Origin of the sequence: Tritonibacter scottomollicae, assembly GCF_003003215.1 — a bacterium.
Classification (GTDB): Bacteria; Pseudomonadota; Alphaproteobacteria; order Rhodobacterales; family Rhodobacteraceae; genus Epibacterium; species Epibacterium scottomollicae.
This window is the reverse complement of the sequence record NZ_PVUF01000041.1, coordinates 1-7,464: the sequence shown is the minus strand read 5'-3', so window position 1 is coordinate 7,464 and position 7,464 is coordinate 1. Positions and strand designations below refer to the sequence as shown.

The window sequence follows — 7,464 nt, the reverse complement described above, 5'->3', positions numbered from 1 at the left end:
GCGGCGGAACACGGAGAGAAGACGACCGTGATGATCCCTCTCATTGATTGCTTCGCAATCAACTGCCGGGCAATGGACGCGACATACCTGAAGGCCCACCGAACAGCGACCAGCATGGGCGTTAAGTAAGGAGGATCAGGAATTGATCTGGGGGATCAATTCCCCGACGAACGGGGGCGTGGCCGCCTGATCGGTCGGACCAAAGGCGGCATGAACACCAAGCTGCACGCCATCTGCGTCAGTAAGGGACGACCAATCGACCTGTTCGTTACCGCCGGACAGGTGAGCGATTACATCGGCGCAAGGGCCCTGCTGCGTAGCCTGCCAAAGGTCAAATGGCTGCTTGGGGATCGCGGCTATGATGCTGACTGTTTCAGAGAAGCGTTACAGGACAGGGGGATACGCGCCTGCATCCCAGGCCGGAAGAAACGCAAAACGCCGGTCAAATACGACAAGCGCAGATACAAGCGTCGCAACCGGATCGAGATCATGTTCGGTAGGCTCAAGGATCGGAAGCGTGTCGCGACCCGTTATGACCGCTGCCCCAAGGTGTTCCTCTCTGCCATCGCGCTCGCGGCTCTCGTCATTTATTGGTTATGAATCCTGACCCTAAGCGAACATCTTGTTGGTGGAAGTTTTCTGTTTGGGTCATGCTCAGAACGGATTGCTCCCGACTAGCCTAATCTGGATCCAAAAGAACGATGCCTTGGCTGTAGGCCATTTGCAGCGCGTCCATTGCGAATTCGCACGAACTATTAATTGAGTCTGATGCCTAAATTTTGGGAACAGTCAATAATACTGCGTGCGAATTAGGCGCCTGTTCTGCGGCGCAGCAATGTCCACCACATAAGGGCTTGTAAGCTAACCGACTAAGAATTGACCTTAAGGTAGCTTCGGCAACAAAACGCTACGGACGGGACAATCTTGCAGAATCCACCCCGCCCGCAGCTACAGCAAACGCTGTGCGTCAAGACTTGGTCCTTTAGGCGTCTTCGTCAAGGATGGCCAGCCATGCCGCACGCCCAACGGGGATTACCTCATGAACATTATAACTAAATACTCACTCGGTGTGACTGCCGCATTCCTTATCGCAGGATCAGCCGCAGCACAGGATTGCGCTGATCCAATTAAGGTCGGCGTGCTGCACTCGCTGTCCGGCACTATGGCCATTTCGGAAACTACGCTGAAAGACACAATGGAATTGCTGATTGCGCAGCAGAACAAAGCGGGCGGCCTGTTGGGCTGCGAGATCGAGGCGGTCGTTGTTGACCCTGCCTCGGACTGGCCCTTGTTCGCTGAAAAGGCACGGGAGCTGCTGACTGTGTCCGACGTGGACGTGATCTTCGGGTCGTGGACTTCCGTGTCTCGTAAGTCCGCCCTGCCGGTTCTTGAGGAACTGAACGGCCTGATGTTCTACCCAGTGCAATACGAAGGCGAAGAATCTTCGCGCAATGTGTTCTACACGGGTGCCGCTCCGAACCAGCAAGCCATTCCCGCAACCGATTATTTTCTTGAGGAACTGGGGGTCGAGAAATTTGCTCTGCTCGGCACGGATTATGTCTATCCCAGAACCACCAACAACATCCTTGAACAATACCTGATCGACGCGGGCATTCCCGAGGAAAACATCTTCGTCAATTACACGCCGTTCGGGCATTCCGACTGGTCCACGATTGTGGCGGATGTGGTTGAACTGGGGGCCGACGGCTCTCAGGTCGGCGTGATTTCGACCATCAACGGCGATGCCAACATCGGTTTCTATAAAGAACTGGCCGCCGCTGGCATCTCTGCGGACGACATTCCTGTCGTGGCCTTCTCAGTCGGTGAAGAAGAACTCTCCGGTCTGGATACCTCGGACCTTGTCGGGCACCTTGCCGCTTGGAACTACTTCCAATCCGCCGAATCCGAAGCCAACGACGAATGGGTGGCCGCATGGAAAGAGACCATGGGCGAAGAGCGCGTGACCAACGACCCGATGGAGGCCCACTACATCGGTTTCAACATGTGGGTGAACGCCGTCGAAGAGGCCGGAACCACCGATGTCGACGCAGTGCGCGAGGCGATGTACGGGCAGGAGTTCCCGAACCTGACAGGCGGCACGGCGGTCATGTTGCCCAACCACCACCTCGCCAAGCCCGTGCTGATCGGTGAGATTACAGAGGATGGCCAGTTCGATATCATCAGCCAGACCGAAGAAGTCCCTGGCGATGCATGGACAGACTTCCTGCCTGAATCCGCTGTCCTCACCTCGGATTGGAAAGACCTCGGCTGCGGTATGTACAACACCGAGACCGCGACCTGCGTTCAGCTGACCTCGAACTACTGATCTCCTCACCGCCCCGGACATTTTGGTGTTCGGGGCGGCCCTTGAAGACCGTCACCGAAAGTTATCCATGATCCGTGTATTGCTCAGTCTCGTCTGGCTTGTGGTCACTGTTGGCTTGGCCGCGGCGCAGGATCTGCAATCGGTATTGCAGACCCATGCCGAAGAGGTCGCCTCGCCGTCACGCAATTCCGTCAGCGTGGTGCTGGATGACCTGGCCGACCTCGGGTCGCCGCAGGTGTCCGTTTTTCTGGAACAATGGGCCGAAAGAAACATCTGGCAGGATGACGCGACCAGCCTGTTCTATATCGGCGCGGAGGACGGCGACGCGATTGCCCTGACCGATCTGGACAGCGGCGAACAATCGACTGCTGCGTCTGACGGATACACTCAGATACGGCCGAACGGCGGTGTGCGCCGTGTTATCGGATCTGCGCTGGTGCAATTTCAGCTGACGGACCCGGACCCCGACCGGCGCCGGTCCGCGCTTGAAAGCATCGGCAGGCGGGCGGATGCCAGCCAGTTGCCCTTGCTCGAAGCCTCGCTTGAGGGGGAAGCGGACCCTGACATCCGTGCCCGCAAGGTGCAGTTGATCAATTTCCTGATCGCGCGTTTCGGGGAGGACACGGCCGACCGTGTCGTCGCGATTGAAAGCCTGTCGTCCGACACCTCTGTCGAAGCGCGCGCGGTTCTGAGCCAGATCCTGTCCACGTCCACTGACGTCACTGACGGCGAGCCGAGTGGCAATATCGCCCGCGTCCTCGATTCTTCGAGTGATCCTGCGGCCTTCTACTCTGAACTCGTCGAGGCTGATTTGGCCCCGCCCTTGGTTTCGCCCGGTGACATAAGGGCCGCGCTTGAGGCCAATATCGTCGATGGCCGCGTCGGGGGCGTGCCGATCGCGCAGCTTGGCACCGACGTCTTGCGTGTCCAGGCCTACGCGGCGCTGGCCGCAGACGGCCTCGTCCCGCCACTTGTCACGCAGGCAGACGTGGCCGCAACGCTGTCGAGTTTCACGTTCTATGAAGACTACGACGAACCCGACCCCACCATCACTGACGCCGCCCGCGCCACGCTCGACACAGTAGAGACACGTGTGGGGCTTGAGCAGACGGTCGACCTCACACTTGACGGGCTGTCGCTGGCGTCAATCTATTTCCTGGCCGCGATTGGGCTGGCGATTACGTTTGGCCAAATGGGTGTCATCAACATGGCCCACGGCGAATTCATCATGATGGGGGCATACACCGGCTATGTCGTGCAGCTTTTCGTTCCCGATTACACGATTTCCCTGATGATTTCCCTGCCGCTGGCCTTTGCGGTGACCTTTGGGGCAGGGGTCGCCATGGAACGTCTCGTGATCCGGCACCTTTATCACCGCCCGCTCGAGACCTTGCTCGCGACCTTCGGCATCTCGATCGCGCTCCAGCAGATCGCCAAGAACATCTTCGGGACGCAGGCCCGCCCGCTGACATCGCCCGAATGGCTGGGCGGAGCGCTGGTGATCTCGGACGTGATCCAGATCAGCTACATCCGCATTGCGATTTTCGTGTTGGCAATCGTATTCCTGTGTTTGCTGCTGTTTATCCTCAAACGCACGCGGCTTGGCTTGGAAGTGCGTGCCGTGACACAGAACCCGGGCATGGCCGCCTCTATGGGCATCAACCCGGACCGCATCAACATGATGACCTTCGGGCTCGGCTCCGGCATTGCGGGGGTCGCGGGGGTCGGCATTGGCCTTTATGCACAAGTCACATCCGAGATGGGTGCAAACTATATCGTACAGAGCTTTATGACGGTCGTTGTCGGTGGCGTCGGGTCGGTCTTTGGCACTTTGGCGGGGGCGGGCTTGATCGGGTTCCTGCAAAAAGGGATCGAGTGGTTGAATCCGTCCAACACGCTGGCCGCGCAGACCTACATGATCCTGTTCATCATCCTGTTCATTCAGTTCCGACCCAAGGGCATCGTCGCTCCAAAGGGCCGGGCGGCAGCGGATTGATCCCATGAGCCAAACACCCCCCCCTCGCAAATCCTTCATCGTGCGCAACCCATCGGTGCTTTACTTTCTGGCCGCTCTTGCGCTGTTCACTGTCTTCGTCGCAGTGATGTCCGAAGCCACGGGCACGGGCCTTATCTCCACCTCCTTCGTCAAGACACTTGGCAAGACGCTGTGCTTTTGCCTCATCGCGATCGCGATGGACGTGGTGTGGGGGTATTGCGGGATCCTGTCCTTGGGCCACTTCGCGTTCTTTGGCATCGGCGGCTACGCTATCGGGATGTGGTTGATGTATGCCCGAACCGAACTGATCGTTGCACAAAGCCTCGCGGGGCAGGTCATTCCTCCGACCCAGCAAGAAGTCACCGATGCGATCGGCAAACAGATCTTTGGCGTCGTAGGATCGTCAGACTTCCCTGCCATCTGGATGTTTGCCGACAGCCTGTTCATGCAGCTCGCTATTGTAGTGTTGGTTCCGGGGCTGCTCGCGTTGGTGTTTGGCTGGCTTGCCTTTCGAAGCCGTGTCACGGGCGTTTACCTGTCGATCCTCACGCAGGCCATGACATTGGCGCTGGCGCTTTACCTGTTCCAGAACGACAGCGGATTGCGGGGCAACAACGGACTGTCAGGCTTGCAGAACATTCCGGGCTTTGCCGACAGCGGACAGGATGTGATTTCACTCGTTTTCTTTCTTGCCTCCGCGGCAGCACTCGCCTTGGGGTATGTGGTGTTTGCTTGGATCACCGACAGCAAGCTGGGCAATATCATTCAAGCCATCCGCGATGATGAGTCCCGCGTTCGCTTTCTGGGCTATCACGTCGAAAGCTATAAACTGTTCGTCTTCACGATTACGGCGATCGTCGCAGGTATTGCAGGCGCGCTTTATTACCCGCAAGCGGGGATCATCAACCCCGCCGAAGTTGCTCCGATCGCGTCTATTTACCTCGCCGTTTGGGTCGCCATTGGCGGGCGCGGTCGGCTGTATGGCGCGGTGATCGGTGCGGCGTTGGTGTCATTGCTCTCCAGTTGGTTCACGGGCGGCGGGGCACCGGACATCGACCTGGGCTTCTACAAGATACAGTGGGTCGATTGGTGGCTGGTGCTGCTGGGCGTGACGTTCGCGCTGGTCACACTGTTTGCCCCCAAGGGCATCGGCGGGCTGTTTGACAAATTGGTGCGAAAATCATGACTACACTTCTCGAAATGTCGGGGATCTCCAAGAATTTCGACGGGTTTCAGGCCATCACAAACCTGAGCCTTCAAATCGGCGAACCTGAACTGCGCGCGGTGATTGGGCCAAACGGGGCGGGCAAAACCACCTTCATGGACATCATCACGGGCAAGACAAAACCGGACGAAGGGCGCATCCTGTTCGGGGATGACAGCCGCTCGCTCATCGGGATGTCCGAAAGCGAAATCGCCAGCCTGGGTATTGGGCGTAAGTTTCAGAAACCGACCGTTTTCGAAGCCCAGACCGTGCGCGAAAACCTGGCGATGGCGCTGAAAAACCCCCGCGCTGTTTTCTCGGTCCTGCTTTATCGCAAGACGTCTAAGGGCGCCGAGCGGATCGAAGAAATTGCTGATGAGATTAACCTGACAGACCAGCTGACCCGCCCCGCCGGCGAGCTGAGCCACGGGCAGAAGCAATGGCTTGAGATCGGAATGCTTCTGGCTCAGTCGCCGCGTCTGCTGTTGGTCGATGAACCCGCCGCCGGCATGACGGCCCATGAACGTGAACACACGACCGATATCCTCAAGAAAGCGGCCAAAACCCGCGCAGTGATCGTGGTCGAGCATGACATGGAGTTCGTTCGGCGGCTGAATTGCAAGGTCACGGTATTGCACGAAGGGTCGGTACTGGCCGAGGGGTCGTTGGATCACGTGACAAAGAACAAGACGGTCGTAGATGTCTATTTGGGGCGCACCGATGCTGGCGATTGAAAATCTGAACCTGAAATACGGACAGTCCCAAATCCTGACCGGGATCACGCTGCACGCGCCTGTCGGTCAGGTCACCTGCGTGACGGGAACCAACGGGGTTGGTAAAACAAGCCTTCTGAAGGCCATCGCGGGGCGGCATCCGTTCTCGGGTGGGTCGATCACATTGGATGGCACGGCGATTCCGCCAGGACGTGCCGCCGTGGCCGCTAAGTCAGGCGTTGGATACGTGCCGCAGGGCCGCGAGATCTTTCCGTTGATGACCGTCGAGGAGAACCTTGAAACAGGGTTCGCCTGCCTGCCAAAACCCGACCGCACCATTCCCGATGATATCTATGACCTCTTCCCCGTTTTGGCGGAGATGAGATCCCGCCGCGGTGGAGATTTGTCCGGCGGCCAGCAACAGCAGCTTTCTATTGCGCGCGCGCTTATCGCACGCCCCAAAGTTCTGTTGCTGGACGAACCAACCGAGGGCATTCAACCCAATATTATCCAAATGATTGGCCGCACTATCCAGCTGCTCCGAGATAGGGGCAATCTGGCAATCGTCCTTGTCGAACAGAATTTTGAGTTTGCCTACCTCAACTCTGACCATTTCCACATCATGCAGCGTGGACAGGTCGTGGACTCTGTTCCAAAGTCGCACGCCAAGAGAGAAGACCTGCTGAAGGCGCTTGCACTATAGCAGCGATTCACCAAAGCGAACTTGAAATTTAGACTGCAGTATTCGCAGCTTGCCGCAGAAGCGCTCTGCCCAGTTTCGACGATACTCATCGTTTCATCCGTCATTGGCACTTGGCTAACTGGGAGAAGTGCCACCCGTCCAACAATGGTCGACTTAAGCCGGCGTTGTTGCGCCAATCAGGTTCGGGGATGAGTTTGCCCTTTCCCACCTGAGTTCAGGTTACGGCTTCGATCTCGGCTGTGCCGAGGGCTGAGGGCCGAGAAGGTATTCATGATTGCGATGCGGATGTGAATTTCGGCGGTTTGGCGGGCAGGGTCTCGTGACATGATCCGTTCCCCGAAGCGCTTGAGGCAGTTCATCCTGGCCTCGACCCGGCTGCGGATATGGTATCGCGTCCACGTTTTCCAGAGCGTCCGGCCCAGGTGCCGGTTGCGTGGAAGATCTCGTTTCGCGCAATGGCCGCGGGGCAGTCAGCCTTCCAGGCACGACCGTTACGGCGGATCGGTATGATGCCGTTCGCAC

The 7,464-nt window shown here is 58.0% G+C and carries 5 protein-coding genes and 2 pseudogenes; 6 read left to right on the top strand and 1 reads right to left on the bottom strand.

The window, feature by feature from the left end; all coding sequences use genetic code 11:
- From CLV89_RS21770 to urtE, 6 genes and pseudogenes are all read left to right on the top strand, one after another.
- A pseudogene (locus tag CLV89_RS21770) lies at window positions 1–600 on the top strand (IS5 family transposase); the annotation flags it as partial.
- Window positions 601–1,039: 439 nt separating this feature from the next.
- Entirely contained in the window at window positions 1,040–2,326 is a 1,287-nt protein-coding gene (gene urtA / locus CLV89_RS21765) for an urea ABC transporter substrate-binding protein (RefSeq protein ID WP_106165688.1), read from the top strand.
- Between the two features lie 67 nt (window positions 2,327–2,393).
- Window positions 2,394–4,322, top strand: coding sequence for an urea ABC transporter permease subunit UrtB (gene urtB / locus CLV89_RS21760; protein WP_106165687.1), 1,929 nt, complete (start codon window positions 2,394–2,396; stop codon window positions 4,320–4,322).
- Between the two features lie 4 nt (window positions 4,323–4,326).
- On the top strand, window positions 4,327–5,508 hold the full coding sequence (urtC, locus tag CLV89_RS21755) for an urea ABC transporter permease subunit UrtC (RefSeq protein ID WP_106165686.1): 1,182 nt from the start codon (window positions 4,327–4,329) through the stop codon (window positions 5,506–5,508).
- Window positions 5,505–6,260, top strand: coding sequence for an urea ABC transporter ATP-binding protein UrtD (urtD, locus tag CLV89_RS21750; RefSeq protein WP_106165685.1), 756 nt, complete (start codon window positions 5,505–5,507; stop codon window positions 6,258–6,260). The genes urtC and urtD overlap by 4 nt, the downstream gene beginning before the upstream one ends.
- Entirely contained in the window at window positions 6,247–6,942 is a 696-nt protein-coding gene (urtE, locus tag CLV89_RS21745; protein ID WP_106165684.1) for an urea ABC transporter ATP-binding subunit UrtE, read from the top strand. The genes urtD and urtE overlap by 14 nt, the downstream gene beginning before the upstream one ends.
- 176 nt (window positions 6,943–7,118) lie before the next feature.
- On the opposite strand, the pseudogene CLV89_RS21740 reads toward urtE, so the two are convergent.
- Window positions 7,119–7,464: pseudogene (locus tag CLV89_RS21740) on the bottom strand (hypothetical protein); the annotation flags it as partial.